The 15,072-nt window shown below is 67.6% G+C and carries 14 protein-coding genes; 10 read left to right on the forward strand and 4 right to left on the reverse strand.

What is annotated here, in order from left to right; genetic code table 11:
* The first annotated feature begins 22 nt into the window (after window positions 1-22).
* From hemE to hemL, 10 genes are all read left to right on the forward strand, one after another.
* Window positions 23-1,144, forward strand: a complete 1,122-nt coding sequence (hemE, locus tag J7I79_RS03085) for a uroporphyrinogen decarboxylase (RefSeq protein ID WP_214950123.1) — start codon at window positions 23-25, stop codon at window positions 1,142-1,144.
* Between the two features lie 4 nt (window positions 1,145-1,148).
* Window positions 1,149-2,660, forward strand: a complete 1,512-nt coding sequence (gene hemG / locus J7I79_RS03090; protein ID WP_214950130.1) for a protoporphyrinogen oxidase — start codon at window positions 1,149-1,151, stop codon at window positions 2,658-2,660.
* 66 nt (window positions 2,661-2,726) lie between these two features.
* On the forward strand, window positions 2,727-3,641 hold the full coding sequence (locus J7I79_RS03095; RefSeq protein ID WP_214950132.1) for a hypothetical protein: 915 nt from the start codon (window positions 2,727-2,729) through the stop codon (window positions 3,639-3,641).
* 128 nt (window positions 3,642-3,769) lie between these two features.
* Window positions 3,770-4,471 carry a hydrogen peroxide-dependent heme synthase gene (gene hemQ, locus J7I79_RS03100; RefSeq protein WP_214950133.1) on the forward strand — a complete coding sequence of 234 codons (702 nt, stop codon included), beginning with the start codon at window positions 3,770-3,772 and terminating at the stop codon, window positions 4,469-4,471.
* Window positions 4,468-5,739: a ferrochelatase gene (locus tag J7I79_RS03105; protein ID WP_214950135.1), complete on the forward strand. Its 1,272-nt coding sequence runs from the start codon at window positions 4,468-4,470 to the stop codon at window positions 5,737-5,739. The genes hemQ and J7I79_RS03105 overlap by 4 nt, the downstream gene beginning before the upstream one ends.
* The gene (gene hemC / locus J7I79_RS03110; RefSeq protein WP_104172199.1) at window positions 5,736-6,734 is read left to right on the forward strand and encodes a hydroxymethylbilane synthase; all 999 of its coding nucleotides are present in this window, start codon (window positions 5,736-5,738) and stop codon (window positions 6,732-6,734) included. Before J7I79_RS03105 ends, hemC begins: the two co-directional genes overlap by 4 nt.
* 18 nt (window positions 6,735-6,752) lie before the next feature.
* Window positions 6,753-7,682, forward strand: a complete 930-nt coding sequence (locus tag J7I79_RS03115) for a uroporphyrinogen-III synthase (RefSeq protein ID WP_214950137.1) — start codon at window positions 6,753-6,755, stop codon at window positions 7,680-7,682.
* Complete coding sequence (hemB, locus tag J7I79_RS03120; RefSeq protein WP_214950138.1) at window positions 7,679-8,659, forward strand: porphobilinogen synthase; 981 nt, start codon at window positions 7,679-7,681, stop codon at window positions 8,657-8,659. The genes J7I79_RS03115 and hemB overlap by 4 nt, the downstream gene beginning before the upstream one ends.
* The gene (locus tag J7I79_RS03125; protein WP_214950140.1) at window positions 8,659-9,816 is read left to right on the forward strand and encodes an LLM class flavin-dependent oxidoreductase; all 1,158 of its coding nucleotides are present in this window, start codon (window positions 8,659-8,661) and stop codon (window positions 9,814-9,816) included. Before hemB ends, J7I79_RS03125 begins: the two co-directional genes overlap by 1 nt.
* 13 nt (window positions 9,817-9,829) lie before the next feature.
* The gene (hemL, locus tag J7I79_RS03130; RefSeq protein ID WP_214950142.1) at window positions 9,830-11,173 is read left to right on the forward strand and encodes a glutamate-1-semialdehyde 2,1-aminomutase; all 1,344 of its coding nucleotides are present in this window, start codon (window positions 9,830-9,832) and stop codon (window positions 11,171-11,173) included.
* 109 nt (window positions 11,174-11,282) lie between these two features.
* Here the strand turns inward: hemL and J7I79_RS03135 are convergent, their stop codons facing one another.
* From J7I79_RS03135 to J7I79_RS03150, 4 genes are all read right to left on the reverse strand, one after another.
* Complete coding sequence (locus tag J7I79_RS03135) at window positions 11,283-12,125, reverse strand: MetQ/NlpA family ABC transporter substrate-binding protein (protein WP_214950144.1); 843 nt, start codon at window positions 12,123-12,125, stop codon at window positions 11,283-11,285.
* A gap of 144 nt (window positions 12,126-12,269) precedes the next feature.
* Window positions 12,270-12,941 (reverse strand): methionine ABC transporter permease, encoded by a 672-nt coding sequence (locus J7I79_RS03140; RefSeq protein ID WP_214950146.1) that lies wholly within the window; start codon window positions 12,939-12,941, stop codon window positions 12,270-12,272.
* A complete protein-coding gene (locus J7I79_RS03145; RefSeq protein ID WP_214950153.1) occupies window positions 12,938-13,987 on the reverse strand; it encodes a methionine ABC transporter ATP-binding protein in 1,050 nt (349 codons plus the stop codon). The genes J7I79_RS03140 and J7I79_RS03145 overlap by 4 nt, the downstream gene beginning before the upstream one ends.
* Before the next feature lie 297 nt (window positions 13,988-14,284).
* Window positions 14,285-15,046 (reverse strand): 3'-5' exonuclease, encoded by a 762-nt coding sequence (locus J7I79_RS03150; RefSeq protein WP_181038737.1) that lies wholly within the window; start codon window positions 15,044-15,046, stop codon window positions 14,285-14,287.
* Window positions 15,047-15,072 lie beyond the last annotated feature (26 nt).

Here is a 15,072-nt window from a genome sequence, read left to right on the forward strand (position 1 = left end):
GAATTTAGGGACAATCGGAGTCATGACTTCAAGCGCTGCAACCTCTGACGGCACGGTATCCGCCGCCCCGTTCTCCGCTGGCACCCTGGATGCAGGGCACCCGCTGATGGACGGCCGCACGGCTGATTCGCCGCTCATCACGGCCTACCGCGGCGGCAAGCCGTCCCGCCGCCCCGTCTGGTTCATGCGCCAGGCCGGCCGTTCCCTGCCGGAGTACCTGAAGGTGCGCGAAGGCGTTGCCATGCTTGACTCGTGCCTGCGTCCCGAGCTTGCCTCGGAGATCACGCTGCAGCCCGTCCGCCGGCATGACGTTGACGCCGCCATCTTCTTCTCGGACATCGTCATTCCGCTGAAGCTCGCCGGTGTGGGCGTTGACATCGTTCCGGGCGTGGGCCCGGTCCTGGACAAGCCCATCCGCACCGCCGGGGATGTCGCCGCGCTGCCGCAGCTGACCTGGGAAGCGCTGGAGCCCATCCGCGAAGCCGTCCGGCTCACCGTGGCCCAGCTTGGCAAGACGCCCCTGATCGGGTTCGCCGGAGCGCCGTTCACCCTGGCTGCGTACATGGTGGAAGGCAAGCCCTCCCGCGACCACCTCGGCCCGCGGACCATGATGCACGCCGATCCCGAAACCTGGAACGCCCTGGCCAACTGGGCTGCAGACGCCTCGGGCATGTTCCTGCGCGCCCAGCTGGAAGCCGGTGCCTCCGCCGGCCAGCTGTTCGATTCCTGGGCAGGCTCACTGGGGCTGGCCGACTACGAACGCTTCGTGGCCCCCGCCTCCGCCCGCGCCCTGGACCACGTCCGGCACCTGGGTGCGCCGCTGATCCACTTCGGTACCGGCACGTCAGAGCTCCTGGTGGCAATGCGCGACGTCGGCGTCGACGTGGTTGGTGTTGACTACCGGCTTCCCCTCGACGAGGCCAACCGCCGGCTGGGCGGCACCGTCCCGCTGCAGGGCAACATCGATCCCGCGCTGCTGTCCGCCCCCTGGGCGGTCCTCGAAGCCCACGTCCGGGAGGTCATCAGGGCAGGGTCCTCTGCGCCCGGCCACGTCCTGAACCTGGGCCACGGCGTGCCGCCGGAAACCGACCCCGCCGTGCTGACGCGCGTCGTCGAGCTTATTCACTCGATTTCCCCGGAGTAATACGGTGAGCGCAGCCACGCCGGAACCGTCCGCACAAGCGGCCGTGGTGGTGGGCGGAGGCATCTCCGGCCTTCTCGCGGCGCTGGAGCTTGCCAAGGCCGGCCGGGACGTCACGGTCCTGGAGGCCGGCGACGCCTGGGGCGGCTGCGTGGGCAGCCATGTGGTGGGCGGCCTGACACTGGACAGCGGGGCGGAGTCCTTCGCGACGCGCTCCACCGCCGTCGCAGACCTCGCGGCCGAACTCGGCATCGCCGGCAACATCGTGGCGCCCCACCCGGGCGGCGCGTGGGTCCAGCTCCCCGAAGGCGCGAGGGAGCTCCCCAAGACCGGCGTCCTGGGCATACCCGCCAACCCGTGGGACCCCGAAGTACGCCGGACCCTTGGGCTTGCAGGATCCCTCCGTGCTTCCCTGGACAGGTTCCTGCCCGCCGCCACGGGAACCCGTGCAGCGGTCACCAGCGTCTCCGACCTGGTCCGCGCCCGGATGGGCCGCCGCGTCCTGGAACGCCTCGTCGCACCGGTGGTGGGAGGCGTGCATTCGGCCGATCCCGCGTTGCTCGACGTGGACATGGTGGCGCCCGGACTCCGCGCCGGAATCCGGACCCACGGCTCCCTCGCAGCGGCTGTCGCCGCCCAGCGGCGGGGCGGCACGGCCCGGCAGGATCCCGCGGCCGGTGGGAGCAAGCCCGCAGCGCAACCCGCCAAAGCAGGATCCGCCGTCGCAGGCCTTCAGGGCGGCATGCACACCCTGATCACCGCCCTCGTGGCCGAACTGCGTCGGCGTGGCGTGAGGCTGCTGGACAATACCCGCGCCGACGCAGTGGCCAGGACTGCCGGCGGCTGGCGGGTCTCAGCGGGGGAGCGGACGTATGACGCCAACCTGCTGGTGGTGGCTCTTGACGGCCCGTCCGCCGTCGGGCTGATGCAGGAGGCAGTGCCGGAGTTGGCCGCGTACCGGCCGGTCGCCGGTCCGGATGTAAAGCTTGTGACACTTGTTGTTGACCTCCCCGAACTGGACCGCCGGCCACGAGGAACGGGCATCCTGGTGGCTCCGCAGACTCCCGGCGTGCAGGCCAAGGCGTTGACCCATGCCACCGCCAAATGGGACTGGCTGGCGGCTGCGGCCGGGCCCGGCACCCATGTTGTCCGGTTGTCGTACGGCCGGGGTGAGGTCACGCGGGCCGGTAAACCCCACGCACGCGGGGCGGATGCCGGACTGTCAATCGCAGCCGAAGCAGGTGCCGGTGACCAGCACCTCCTTGACGCCGCCTTACGGGATGCGTCGGCCCTCCTGACCGTAGCTGTCACGGCCGATGACCTGCTCGACTGGGACGTGGTCAGCTGGGGCGGGGCGCTTCCCTTCGCCGCCGTGGGGCACCGCCAGCGGGTGGCCGATGTCCGCCGGGTCTGCGCCGGCGAAGGAACCCTGGTGATGGTGGGCGGCTGGCTGGCGGGTAACGGCCTGGCCTCCGTCGTGGCCGACACGAAAAGGCAGCTGGCGGACCTCCTTCATTAGCCCGCGAGTACCTCGTGAAAGGCTTCTTCGCAAGTTTCTAATGACGCGTAATTCTGGCTAGTGTCGATGACTATGGTCAATCAGAAGTCCGAAGAAACTCGAACGCTGACTGGTTTCCATGGGGGTCTTCGGCGCGGCACGGCAGCAGCGGCGCTCGGAGCGGTACTAGTCCTTTCCGCAGGTGTTCCTGCATCCAATGCTGTGTCCCTCGTTCCGGCTCCGGACACCACAACCGACGGCGCAGGCGCCACCACCTCCGTGGAGGCGGGTGTTCCCTTGCTGGACGCCGTGGCGTCCGTGGTCCTGAGGCCGAAGCCTGAGCCTTCCGACTCGCCCGAACCCGGCACCGGCAAGCCGACGCGGCCCGGATACCGGACCCAGCCTGCCCCGTCACCCTCTCCGACGACCGAGCCGGCCTCGCCCTCACCGTCACCCACCACCCCGACATCGCCTTCCCCGTCGCCGTCCGAGGGGACGGTGCCGCCGTCGGGAACTCCCTCACCGTCCCCCACGGGCGGTGCGGCAGCTCCGTCCACCGGTCCCACGCAAACGCCCGGCTCGTCCGCGCCCGCCACCGGAGCGGCTCCCGCCGCACCGTCTTCAGTGCTTCCCGGCACGGCGGCCCCGGCCGCGCCCGGAACAGGAGCAACTGCCCCCGGCACTGCCTCTGGCGCCCAGGGATCGGCCGGCGCATCACAGTTACCGGCCGGCGGCAAAGCCACCGGCCCCGCCTCGCCGGCTCCGGCGTCCGCCTGGAACACCACCAACATGTTCGGTCCGACCAACATGGCCACCCTGACGTCGGCAGGCGTCATACCGCTGTCCGGCCCCGGCTACGGGGTGTCCAGCGCGCCGGTCATGCGCTCTGCCGTGAGCGTTTCGCCCATGGGCGACGTGTCGCCGCAGGTGTGGTGGGGCGCCGGGCTCGTGGCGCTGGCCTGCGCCGCGGGTGTTGCCTACGTCCGGATGCGCCGGGTCTGAGGTTATTGCCTGCCCATCACCGGGCGGGCAAGGCGCAGTTTCGGTCGTAATGTGAAATTAAGCACTTCTACACGTTGTAGAAGTGCTCGGTTTCGACTTAGCTGCATGGAAGGGGCAGACTGGTAGCTATGAGCCACACATCTGCCGAATCTGTCACTAAAACCGAAGAATCAGCCGAGCAGTTCTTCACCCTCTGGACCGTGTTCAAGCGCTCCGCCGACGTCCTGCGCAGCGCCGATGCTGCCGAGGACTTTGATGCGCTGATCGCCCGCCTGGCAGGGGCCGGTGTGGTCCTCCGGGGAAGCTATGATGTCTCGGCCATGCGTGCGGATGCGGACATCATGGTGTGGCTCCACGGTCCCAAGCCCGAGGCCCTGCAGCAGGCGGTCCGCGACGTCCGCCGCAGCAAGCTCTTTGCCGGCACGGAGATCGTCTGGTCCGCCATGGGTGTGCACCGCGAAGCGGAATTCGCGAAGAACCACACGCCGGCTTTCTCCCGAGGCGTGGCACCCGCCGAATGGCTCTGCGTCTACCCGTTCGTGCGCTCGTACGAGTGGTACCTGCTGCCGGACGCCGAGCGCGGCGCCATGCTTCGCGACCACGGCATGCTGGGCCGCGAATTCCCGCAGGTCATCTCGAACACGGTGTCCTCATTCGCCCTGGGCGACTGGGAGTGGATCCTCGGCCTGGAGGCCCCCGAACTGGTGGACCTCGTAGACCTGATGCGCCACCTGCGCGCCACCGAGGCCCGCCACCACGTCCGTGAAGAAATCCCGTTCTACACAGGCCGCCGGGTCACCGCGGCCGAGATCGCGGAGGTCCTTGCATGAGTGCCCTTGAGTCCCGGGCCGCGGTGACTGCCGTCAACCCCGTCACCGAAACCGGCCGAATGGCTCCGAAGGAGTACGACGCCGTCCTCCTCGCCTCCTTCGGCGGCCCCGAAGGCCAGGACGACGTCATCCCGTTCCTCCGCAACGTCACCCGTGGACGCGGAATTCCGGATGAACGGCTCGAAGAGGTCTCGCACCACTACCGCGCCAACGGCGGCATCAGCCCCATCAACCAGCAAAACCGCGACCTCAAGGCGGGAATCGAAGCGGAGCTCTCAGCCCGCGGCATCGAGCTCCCCGTGTTCTGGGGCAACCGCAACTGGGATCCGTATATCCCGCAGACCCTGCAGGACGTGTACGACGCCGGCCACCGCAAGGTGCTGATGGTCACCACGAGTGCCTACTCCTGCTACTCCAGCTGCCGCCAGTACCGCGAAGACATCGGCATGGCACTGACCGAGACCGGCCTGGACGGGAAACTGGAAGTGGACAAGGTCCGCCAGTACTTCGACCACCCGGGCTTCGTGGAGCCCTTCGTGGACAGCACCGCCGCCGGGCTTGCCGACGTCCGCGCCCAGCTGGCCGCAGCCGGCACGCCGGACGCGCCGGTCCACATCCTGTTCGCCACACACTCCATTCCGACGCGCGACGCTGAAGCCGCCGGACGTTCCGAGGGTGAGCCGCGCCAGTTCGCTGAAGATTCGGCCTATGTTGCCCAGCATCTGGCGAACGGCGCCGAGGTCATCCGCCGGGTCGAGAAACAATCCGGGCTGACCGCACCGTGGTCGCTTGTGTACCAGTCGCGCTCCGGTGCGCCGCACGTACCGTGGCTCGAACCGGACATCAACGACGCCATCGAGGAACTCGCCGGCCAGGGCGTCAAGGGAATCGTGATCGTCCCCCTGGGCTTCGTGAGCGACCACATGGAGGTTGTCTGGGACCTGGACACCGAAGCGCTGGAGACCTGCCGGAACTTCGGCATCGCCGCAACCCGGGTCCCCACGCCCGGCACGCACAGTAAGTTCGTGGGCGGCATTGTGGACCTGATCTGTGAGCGCACTGCCGCGAACAACATCGCCGACCGGCCCCACGTGACCGGTCTGGGCCCCTGGTACGACGTTTGCCGTCCGGGCTGCTGCTCCAACTTCCGGGGCGAGAAGCCCACCATCGCGGGAGCCGACGCCACCGTGGGCACCGGCCACGACGATTACGCCTCGGACTCGCCGGCCCGCCCGGCTGCACCGGCGGCGGGACAGGAAGCCCTGTGACCGTCCGTATCGGGACGCGCGCCAGCAAGCTGGCGCTCACCCAGACCCAGCAGACAGCTGACCAACTGGCCGCAATCGGCGGCTTCCCGGTGGAACTGGTCCACATCAGGACCGACGGCGACGTCCTGACAGGCTCGCTGTCGCAGATGGGCGGCACGGGCGTGTTCGTAGCGGCGCTGCGCGACGCCCTCCTGCGTGACCAGTGCGACGTTGCCGTGCACTCGCTGAAGGATCTGCCCACCGGAGCCGCGCCGGGACTGACCCTGGCTGCGACGCCGAAGCGCGTTGACGTCCGGGATGTGCTCTGCGCGCGCGACGGCTTCAAGCTCGCCGACCTCCCGCAGGGCGCCCGGGTGGGAACCGGCTCCCCGCGCCGTGCAGCGCAGCTTCGGGCTGCCCGCCCGGACCTGGACATCGTGGACATCCGCGGCAACGTGGACACCCGCCTCGGTCGCGTTCCCGGCCTGCCGGGCAACGCCACCGATGCCGTGGTGGCAGGAAAATCCTGTGACCTCGATGCCGTCGTTCTGGCGGCCGCCGGACTGGAACGCATCAGCCGCCTGGACGCCGTCAGCGAATACCTTGAAACAGACGTGATGCTTCCGGCCGCCGGCCAAGGGTCGCTCGCCATCGAGTGCCGGACCGCTGATGCACCGCGGAAGACCGGATCCACCGAGGGCTCCCAGGGGCCGCTGGCCCAGGCCCTCGCGGCCCTGGATGACACGGACACCCGGCTGGCGGTAACAGCCGAGCGCGCGCTGCTGGCACGGCTCGAGGCCGGCTGCGCCGCCCCGGTCGGAGCCTACGCCTTCCGCAAGGGAAGCATGCTCTACCTGGAGGCAGTGGTCTGCGCCGTTGACGGCAAGGCCTCGGTCCGCGACAAACGGGCCACGGACGGCCTCACCGAGGTGGGCGCCACGCTTCTGGGCATCGAGCTGGCCGAGGTGCTGCTGGCGGCCGGAGCCGCCGACATCGCGGACCTTGCCGCGTCCTGAACCGGCGGACCCCGGCACATGATGGGACGGCGCAGCGCCCGCCGCACGGAGGGCCAGCCAGGCCTGCGGGTGCTCGAGGGCGCCCGCGTCCTGGTCACGCGGAGCCCGGACCGGGCCGCGTCCCTGGTCGCCGCCCTGCGGGAAACCGGCGCCGAACCGCTGCTGCTTCCGCTCATCGACTTCGAACGCGCCCGCGACCAGCATTCCCTGGAAGTCGCCTTTGACGCCCTCGGCGCGGGCGCGTACAGCTGGCTCGTCATCAGCAGCGTCACCACCGTCCAGGCACTCGAAGAACTTGCCCGGGACCGGGGCGTCACACTGAGCCAGTGGCTCCCCGGAACGGTCCGGGTCGCCACGATCGGTCCTGCCACGCGCCATGAACTGGAAGCACGGGGAATCCCCGTCGACCTGGCCCCGGCCAGGCTCCAATCCGGTGTAGGCCTCCTCGACATCTGGCCGCAGGGCCACGGCAGCGTGTTCCTGCCGCAGGCGGACATCGCGGACGGCAGGCTGGCCGAAGGTCTGGAGTCACTGGGTGCCAGTGTTCAGGCCGTCACCGCGTACCACACCGTGGACTATCCGGCGGATCCGGCCCGCAGCTTCAGTCCGGACGGCGGCGCTGCCGTTGAGCCGCCCCTGGCTGAGGTGCTTACCCCGTCCGAAGCGAAAACCGAGCTTGCCGCCGGGCGGCTCCACGCCGTCGTCGCCGCTTCACCCAGCGCCGCGCAGCGCATCCATGGCGGCCTCTCGCCGCTGGGCGACTGCCGGTTCGTGGCGATCGGGCGTTCAACGGCGGCGGAGGCGGAGCGGCTGGGACTGCCGGTTGCCGCCGTCGCCGAGCAACCCACCACGTCCGGCCTGGTGTCCGCCGTCATCGAGGCGCTGGCTCCAAAACACTCCGCATCAACACCGCCCGCCCCCGAGAACTACGCGAAGGACAGACCATGAGCTTCCCGACCCACCGCCCCCGCCGGCTCCGCACCACCCCGGCCATGCGCCGGATGACGGCCGAACACCGGCTGGCGGCTCCGGAGCTGATCCTTCCCGCCTTCATCCGCGAGGGGCTCACGGAACCCAATCCGATCGCCTCCATGCCCGGCGTGGTGCAGCACACCACTGATTCCCTCAAGCGGGCGGCGGCCGAGGCCGTGGAGCTGGGCGTCGGCGGCATCATGCTCTTCGGCATTCCGGCCGAACGCGATGCACGCGGCACCGCTTCCCTGGACCCCGATGGCGTGCTCAACAAGGCAATCCGCGACGTCCGCGCCGAAGTGGGCGACGAACTCGTGGTCATGAGCGATGTCTGCCTGGACGAATTCACCGACCACGGGCACTGCGGCGTTCTCGACGCCGACGGCTACGTGGACAACGACGCAACGCTGGAAATCTACGCCGCGATGGCCGTGGCACAGGCGGACGCGGGCGCGCACATGCTTGGACCGTCCGGCATGATGGACGGCCAGATCGGCGTGATCCGGCAGGCGCTGGAAGACGCGGGGCACACCAACACGGCCGTGGTGGCCTACGCCGCCAAATACGCGTCAGCGTTTTATGGCCCGTTCCGGGAAGCCGTGGATTCGCAGCTCAAGGGAGACCGCCGCACCTACCAGATGGACGCCGCCAACCGCCGCGAAGCCATCCTCGAGGTGGAGCTGGACCTGGCCGAAGGCGCGGACCTGGTGATGGTCAAACCCGCCATGAGCTACCTCGACATCCTCGCGGACGTCGCGGCAATGAGCACCGTTCCGGTCGCCGCCTACCAGATCTCGGGGGAGTACTCCATGATCGAAGCGGCTGCCGCCAACGGCTGGATCGACCGCCGCTCGGCCATCACCGAATCGGTCCTGGGCATCAAGCGCGCCGGCGCCAACATGGTCCTGACCTACTGGGCGTCCGAGCTTGCCGGCTGGCTGAAGGAGTCATGATGAGCGAGGCGTCCCTCCCGGGAACCGGGAGTTCGGCAGCCCCAGCGGCCGCAGCCGACACCGCCGCCGTGGCCACCCCGGGCGCCAGCCCCACAGCGCCCGTCGGGCCGGGGAAGGTCCTGCTGGGCCTGAACACCTTCGGCGACGTCGGCGTATACCCGGACGGGCACCCGGTGCCGCATGCGCAGGTGCTGCGGCAGCTGCTGGAGCAGGCGGAGCTGGCGGACGACGTCGGACTCCACGCCTTTGGCGTGGGGGAGCACCACCGCCGGGACTTCGCCGTCTCGGCCCCGGAGGTGTTCCTGGCCGCCGCCGCGGCCAGGACCAAGCACATCAGGCTCGGATCCGCCGTGACCGTGCTCAGCTCCGATGACCCCGTCCGCGTCTTCCAGCGTTTCTCCACCGTTGATGCCATTTCTGAAGGCCGCGCCGAAGTCATGCTGGGGCGCGGCTCCTTCATTGAATCCTTTCCGCTGTTCGGCCTGGACCTGGCGGACTACGAGGTCCTGTTCGAGGAAAAACTGGAGCTCTTCGACAAGGTCCGCACCCAGAAGCCGGTCCATTGGGAGGGGCGGACCCGCCCGCCCATCAGCGGGCTGAGCGTCTATCCGCCGCTGGAGCACCACCTGCTGCCGGCCTGGATCGGAGTTGGCGGCACCCCGGAATCCGTGCTCCGGTGCGCCGAGTACGGCTACCCGATCATCTTCGCCATCATCGGCGGCCAGCCCCGATCCTTTGCCCCGCTCGTCAACCTGTACCGCGAGGCGATGGCCAAGTACGGCCATCCGATGCAGCAGATCGCCACCCATTCGCCCGGCCACATCGCCGACACGGACGAGGCGGCCCGCGAGGAGCTCTTCCCGCACTGGCTGGCGCAGCGCAACCGGATCGGTGCCGAGCGCGGCTGGGGTCCGGCCAGCAGGGCGGAGTTCGATGCCATGTGCGGACAAGAAGGTGCCCTGTATGTGGGGTCGCCCGAGACCGTGGCGCAGAAGATCGTCCTGCTGAAACGCAACCTGGGCGTCGACCGCTTCGACCTCAAATACGGCAACGGCACGCTTCCGCACGCCGCCATGATGCGCTGCATCGAACTCTTCGGCACCGTGGTGGCACCCCGGGTGGCAGAACTCCTGTCCGGGCACGATCCCGCAAACTGAAAGAATAGGAACCATGACTCCCAGCTCTCCTCGCAATGAGGAACTCTTCGACCGTGCACGCCAGCTCATGCCGGGCGGCGTCAACTCACCCGTCCGGGCCTTTGGCTCCGTGGGCGGGACCCCGCGGTTCATGGTGTCCGCCAAGGGCCCGTACCTGACGGATGCCGACGGCGCCGAGTACGTGGACCTGGTGTGCTCCTGGGGTCCCGCGCTGCTGGGCCACGCCCACCCGGCCGTGCTCGAAGCAGTCCACGCCGCCGTGGACCGCGGACTCTCCTTCGGCGCATCGACGCCGGACGAAGCCAACCTGGCCGCGATCGTCAAGGAACGCGTGCCTGCCGCCGAACGCGTCCGGATGGTGTCCACGGGCACCGAAGCCACCATGACCGCCATCCGCCTGGCCCGCGGCTTCACCGGACGCGACCTGGTCATCAAGTTTGCCGGCTGCTACCACGGCCACCTCGACGGACTCCTGGCCGCGGCCGGGTCAGGCGTGGCCACCCTGGCCCTGCCCGGCTCCGCCGGAGTCACCGCGGCCACCGCTGCCGAAACCCTGGTGCTGCCCTACAACGACCTCGCCGCCGTGGAAGCCGCGTGCGCCGCGCACGGCAGCAACATCGCCGCCGTCATTACGGAGGCGGCCCCGGCCAACATGGGTGTGGTCACGCCCGGCGAGGGGTTCAACGCCGGCCTTTCGCGGATCACCCGCGCACACGGCGCCCTGCTCATCGTGGACGAAGTCCTCACGGGCTTCCGCACCGGCTACTCGGGCTACTGGGGCCTCACCGGCGGCGCGGCAGACGCCGCCGAGCCGTGGACGCCGGACCTGCTGACGTTCGGCAAGGTGATCGGCGGCGGCATGCCGACGGCGGCCCTCGGCGGCCGGGCCGACATCATGGACTACCTGGCGCCGCTGGGCCCTGTTTACCAGGCGGGGACGCTGTCCGGAAACCCGGTGGCCATGGCTGCCGGCGTCGCCACGCTGACCCATGCCACCCCCGAGGTGTACTCGTTCATCGACGCCCGCTCGCTGGAGTTGTCCGCTGCGCTGTCCTCGGCGCTGGACGCAGCCGGCGTGGACCACTCCATCCAGCGGGCAGGCAACCTGTTCTCGGTGGCCTTCGGCACCTCGGCCCGCGGCGTCCACAACTATGAGGATGCCCAGGGCCAGGAAGTGTTCCGTTATGCGCCGTTCTTCCACTCCATGCTGGACTCCAGCGTCTACCTGCCGCCGTCGGTCTTTGAAGCCTGGTTCCTTTCCGCGGCCCACGACGACGCGGCCATGAACCGGATCTTCGACGCACTTCCCGCCGCAGCCAGGGCCGCCGCATCGGCAGCCGTGCCCGCCGCCCGCTAAGGCGCACGCAGCCGGACGACGGCACTGCTGCTTAAACACTGATGGCACCCGCAGCGGCGGGTGCCATCAGTGTTTAAGGCGGGTCTGTTCACGCCCGGGTGTAGCAGGCTTAGAAGGCCACCGTCACGTCACCGTTCGGCCATTCCTTTTCGATGAAGGCCTTGACCTCGGGGGAGTGCAGGAGTTCGTCGAGCTTCTTGATCCGGACGTCATCCTTGGAATCCTCGCGCCAGGCCAGGAAGTTCGCGTACGGGTTGTTTTCCACGGACTCCACAGCGAGGGCGTCCTTGGTGCTCAGGCCTGCCTTGAGGATGAAGTTGCCGTTGATCAGCGCAAGGTCCACCGAAGGGTCCTTGAGGTCGTTGATCAGCAGTTCGGGCTGGTTTTCGGAGAACTTGAGCTTCTTGGGGTTCTGCTCGTCGGTGAGGGTCAGCACGGAGGTATCTTCCTTGATGTCCTTCACGAGCCCGGCCACCTGGAGGACCTTGAGCGCCCGGACCTGGTTGGACGGGTCGTTCGTGATGGCAACCTTGGCGCCGTCCTGAACGTCCTTGATGTCCTTGACCTTTTCGGAGAACGCGGCGTACGGCTCGATGTGGACGCCTTCGCCGTGGCCGAACTTGTAGCCCTTGGTCTTCACCTGGTCTTCGTACCAGGGAAGGTGCTGGTAGTAGTTCGTGTCCAGCGAGCCGTCGCTCAGTGCGGTGTTCGGCGTCTGGTAGTCCTCGATCTCCTTGATGTCCAGCTTCAAGCCGGCCTTCGGGGCGAGGTCCTGATTGATGAACTCCAGGATCTTTGCCTGCGGCACCGGGCTGGCACCGACGGACAGGGTCACAGGATTGGCGGGGTCAAGGGTCTTGACGTCGGCGCTGGGGCTGGACGAACCGCCGCAGGCCGTCAGCGCCAGTGCGGCGGCAATACCGGTGGCCAGAAGGGAGAGTGATTTACGCATCTGATGCGTTCCTTTCGAATTGCTGGGAGTTCGACGGCGGGCTTGCGCCCGGCGCCGTCTCCGGCATAGATGCAGCCGGCGGCTACCTGCTGCGGTGAAGATTGCCGTGGGCCGTTGGATGACGGCCTATCGGTGGTGGTTGGCTTAGCGGTGGTCCAGGCTGCGGGAGATCCATTCGCCCACCAGTTGGATGACCTGTACAAGGACGATGATCAAGACGATGGTCACGATCATGACCGTGACATCGAATCGCTGGAAGCCGTAGTTGTACGCCAGCTTCCCGAGTCCTCCGCCGCCCACAAGGCCCGCCATGGCCGAGTATCCGACCAGCGTGACCACGGTTGTGGTGGTGGCCGCAACGAGGGCGGGAAGCGATTCGCGCAGCATCACTTTGTTGATCACCTGCATTTTGGTGGAACCCATGACCTGGGCGGCGTCGATCTTCCCGTGATGGACGTCCCGGAGACAGGTTTCCACCAGGCGGGCGAAGAACGGGATGGTGCCGATGGACAGCGAGACCGACGCCGCGATAGGGCCGAGGCTCGTGCCGGTGAGCAGGCGGGCCAGCGGAATCAGCGCCACCATCAGGATTGCGAACGGGATGGACCGGGTGATGTTGACGATGACGTCGCTCATGATCCGGTTAGTGACGGGCATTGGACGGAGACCGCCCGGAGTCGTTACGTGCAGGAAGACGCCGAGGGGCAGCCCCACCAGCACCGTAAAGAAGGCCGAGATTCCGACCATCTGCAGGGTTTCAATGATTGCTTCGGGGAGGGCTTTGGCCAGGACGGGGTTGCTGAAGATGTCGTTCATGAGGTCCTTCCCGTCACGTCGTTCAGTTCAGCAGCATCGCCGGGTGCTGTTTTGGTCTCGGCCAGCTTCGCCCCTATTCCTCGCTGGTGGAGGTAGGCGAGGACGGCATCGTAGTCCGCATTCTCGGCGAGCTGGACGCGCAGGTGCCCGAACTGCTGGCCGCCCAGTGTCTCGACGCTGCCTGCCAGGACATTGAGGTCGATGTCGAAGTGCCGCGCAACGCCGGTAAGGACAGGTTCCTTGGCGTTGTCACCGGCGAACAGGATTTCCAGGACGGGTCCGCCCTGGAGTGCGCCATGCAGCGGCTCTGATGCCGGCAGCGGGAGGAGCGCTTTGGCCAGTTTGCTCTCCAGATCGCCCGCCACGTCCTGCAGCGCCCCGTGCTCGATGATGCGGCCCTTGGCCAGCAGCGATACCGAGTCGCAGACACGCTTAACAACGTTCATCTCGTGCGTGATGATGAGCACGGTGAGCTGCAGGCGCCTGGTGAGGTCCTGGATGAGGTCGAGGATTTCGTCCGTGGTCGCCGGGTCCAGGGCAGAAGTGGGTTCGTCACACAGCAGGACGTCGGGGTCGGCGGCCAAGGCGCGGGCAATGCCCACGCGCTGGCGCTGGCCACCGGAAAGCTGGGAAGGGTATGCGTTTTCGAATCCTTCGAGGCCCACGAGGGACAGCAGTTCCGCAACCTTGGACCGGATCTTGTCCTTCGGCGTCTTGACGAGCTCCAGGGGGTGCGCCACATTGCCCGCGGCAGTGCGGGAATCCATGAGGTTGGCATGCTGGAAAACCATGCCGATGCGGCGTCGTGCCGCACGTATTTCGGAGTCCCTGACGGAGCTGAGTTCTGTGCCGTCAATGCTGACTGACCCGGCTGTCGGACGATCCAACAGCGTGAGGCAACGTACCAGGGTCGACTTTCCGGCGCCGGAATGGCCAATGATTCCGTGAATGGAACCTTTGGGAACGGAAAGGGTGACGCCGTCGAGGGCCACCACTTCCTTTTTCCCCTGGCGGTAGACCTTTCGAAGGTCAGTAACTGTGATCATTTATCCTCAGGAGGTTGGCCTCGGGCAGGGCATAGCACAAGCACGCTTTTGAACTTAATTATGTCAGCGAAGCCAGTGGCGAGTCACTTCCGCATAATGTTCGGCGTTAGGCCTGAAGAGCTGCACTATATTGCCGCCGGGCTCACCTGGGTTGTTGCTGGTGCGGTCTCACGGCGACATGGAAAATTGCGCTGGCCAGCCTTGGAATCCTGCGAGCCCCATGAAGCGTGTGATCCTCATCCCAGAGCGCCAAGCAATGGGGCCATTCCCGCTGAGGTCCTGCTGCGGGTTGTGCGGCTAGAAGTCGCCCCTGCTGGCGTCTTCAGGCGGGAGCACCGGCCAGTCGCCTTCGATCACGGCGGCGGGCTTGGTCTTGCGGAGGTAGGTCTGGAAGTCCGCGGCCTGGGTTGCTGCCCAGCCGACCTGCAGCTGGTGCAGCTGGCCCGCAGGCATCCGGAGCTTGGGAAACTTTCCGGCCATGGCGTCCAGCATCCGGAGCGTGGCGAGGGCGTCCGCAGCGGACGTGTGGGCGTTATCGAGGTTGACGTTGTACTCCTCGCAAAGGGCGGTCAGCGTCCTTTTGCCCTTACGGTACCGGTCCACCTGTTTGTTCATGATGTAGGGATCCAGAACCGGGAAGCGGTTCAGCTGCGGAATGCCGTACCTGGCCGACTCGGCAGCCAGAACGGTGAAGTCATAGCTGGCGTTGAAAGCGATCACGGGAACACCGTCGTCGAACAGGCCCTGCAGCACCGCGGCCAGTTCGCGGGTGACCTCCGCGGCCGGACGGCCCTCCTGCCTTGCCTTTTCGGTGGTCACACCATGGACTTCGCTGGCTTCCGCGGGGATTTCGACGCCGGGATCCGCGAGCCACTCATGCTCCTTGACGACACTGCCCTCGGCATCCACCACAGTGACGGACGCGGTGACGATCCGGGCGGCACGCGAGTTGCGGCCGGTGGTTTCCAGATCGAAGGCTGCCCGGGGCCGTTTGTCCCAGGTGGCGGTGGTGTTAGAGATGCTGGTGTTCGAGATGGTGCTGGTGATCGAGGAGCTCATGTTTCAAAACTACCTGCTGCCACAGA

Origin of the sequence: Arthrobacter sp. ISL-69, assembly GCF_018613775.1 — a bacterium.
Taxonomy (GTDB): domain Bacteria; phylum Actinomycetota; class Actinomycetes; order Actinomycetales; family Micrococcaceae; genus Arthrobacter.

Excerpts from the sequence above, each read along its gene's own strand:
- J7I79_RS03115 (WP_214950137.1), top strand. The coding sequence starts at position 6,753 with ATGATGGGACGGCGCAGCGCCCGCCGCACGGAGGGCCAGCCAGGCCTG.
- hemQ (WP_214950133.1), top strand. The coding sequence starts at position 3,770 with ATGAGCCACACATCTGCCGAATCTGTCACTAAAACCGAAGAATCAGCC.
- J7I79_RS03095 (WP_214950132.1), top strand. The coding sequence starts at position 2,727 with ATGACTATGGTCAATCAGAAGTCCGAAGAAACTCGAACGCTGACTGGT.
- hemB (WP_214950138.1), top strand. The coding sequence starts at position 7,679 with ATGAGCTTCCCGACCCACCGCCCCCGCCGGCTCCGCACCACCCCGGCC.
- hemE (WP_214950123.1), top strand. The coding sequence starts at position 23 with ATGACTTCAAGCGCTGCAACCTCTGACGGCACGGTATCCGCCGCCCCG.
- J7I79_RS03145 (WP_214950153.1), bottom strand. The coding sequence starts at position 13,987 with ATGATCACAGTTACTGACCTTCGAAAGGTCTACCGCCAGGGGAAAAAG.
- J7I79_RS03105 (WP_214950135.1), top strand. The coding sequence starts at position 4,468 with ATGAGTGCCCTTGAGTCCCGGGCCGCGGTGACTGCCGTCAACCCCGTC.
- hemL (WP_214950142.1), top strand. The coding sequence starts at position 9,830 with ATGACTCCCAGCTCTCCTCGCAATGAGGAACTCTTCGACCGTGCACGC.
- J7I79_RS03150 (WP_181038737.1), bottom strand. The coding sequence starts at position 15,046 with ATGAGCTCCTCGATCACCAGCACCATCTCGAACACCAGCATCTCTAAC.
- J7I79_RS03135 (WP_214950144.1), bottom strand. The coding sequence starts at position 12,125 with ATGCGTAAATCACTCTCCCTTCTGGCCACCGGTATTGCCGCCGCACTG.
- J7I79_RS03140 (WP_214950146.1), bottom strand. The coding sequence starts at position 12,941 with ATGAACGACATCTTCAGCAACCCCGTCCTGGCCAAAGCCCTCCCCGAA.
- J7I79_RS03125 (WP_214950140.1), top strand. The coding sequence starts at position 8,659 with ATGAGCGAGGCGTCCCTCCCGGGAACCGGGAGTTCGGCAGCCCCAGCG.